The sequence below is a fragment of the Paenibacillus periandrae genome (assembly GCF_022458865.1).
GTDB lineage: Bacteria > Bacillota > Bacilli > Paenibacillales > NBRC-103111 > Paenibacillus_S > Paenibacillus_S periandrae.
Map to the genome: position 1 here is coordinate 1 of NZ_JAJNMU010000090.1, position 1,249 is coordinate 1,249.

The window sequence follows — 1,249 nt, forward strand, 5'->3', positions numbered from 1 at the left end:
TAAGGCTGAGCTGTGATGGGGAGCGAAAATTGCAGTAGCGAAGGTCATGAGTTCAAGCTGCCAAGAAAAGCCTCTAGCCAGGGAGAAGGTGCCCGTACCGCAAACCGACACAGGTGGGCGAGCAGAGCATGCTAAGGCGCGCGGAAGAACTCTCGTTAAGGAACTCGGCAAAATGACCCCGTAACTTCGGGAGAAGGGGTGCCTCGGTAGGGTGAATAGCCCGAGGGGGCCGCAGTGAAAAGGCCCAAGCGACTGTTTAGCAAAAACACAGGTCTGTGCGAAGCCGTAAGGCGAAGTATACGGGCTGACGCCTGCCCGGTGCTGGAAGGTTAAGGGGAGTGGTTAGGGGCAACCCGAAGCTATGAACCGAAGCCCCAGTAAACGGCGGCCGTAACTATAACGGTCCTAAGGTAGCGAAATTCCTTGTCAGGTAAATTCTGACCCGCACGAATGGCGTAACGACTTGGGCGCTGTCTCAACGAGAGATCCGGTGAAATTTTACTACCTGTGAAGATGCAGGTTACCCGCGACAAGACGGAAAGACCCCATGGAGCTTTACTGCAGCTTGATATTGAACTTGGGTACGATCTGTACAGGATAGGTGGGAGCCGTTGAAGCATGAGCGCCAGCTTGTGTGGAGGCGACGTTGGGATACCACCCTGATCGTATCCGAGTTCTAACCTCGCACCGTAATCCGGTGCAGGGACCGTGTCAGGTGGGCAGTTTGACTGGGGCGGTCGCCTCCTAAAATGTAACGGAGGCGCCCTAAGGTTCCCTCAGAATGGTTGGAAATCATTCGCAGAGTGTAAAGGCACAAGGGAGCTTGACTGCGAGACAAACAGGTCGAGCAGGGACGAAAGTCGGGCTTAGTGATCCGGTGGTACCGAATGGAAGGGCCATCGCTCAACGGATAAAAGCTACCCTGGGGATAACAGGCTTATCTCCCCCAAGAGTCCACATCGACGGGGAGGTTTGGCACCTCGATGTCGGCTCATCGCATCCTGGGGCTGAAGTAGGTCCCAAGGGTTGGGCTGTTCGCCCATTAAAGCGGTACGCGAGCTGGGTTCAGAACGTCGTGAGACAGTTCGGTCCCTATCTGTCGTGGGCGCAGGAAATTTGAGAGGAGCTGTCCTTAGTACGAGAGGACCGGGATGGACGTACCGCTGGTGTACCAGTTGTTCCGCCAGGAGCACGGCTGGATAGCTACGTACGGAAGGGATAAGCGCTGAAAGCATCTAAGCGCGAAGCC

The 1,249-nt window shown here is 55.7% G+C and carries 1 rRNA gene; it reads left to right on the top strand.

The features are described 5' to 3' along the window. Positions 1-1,249, top strand: a 23S ribosomal RNA gene (locus LRL21_RS44645); the annotation flags it as partial.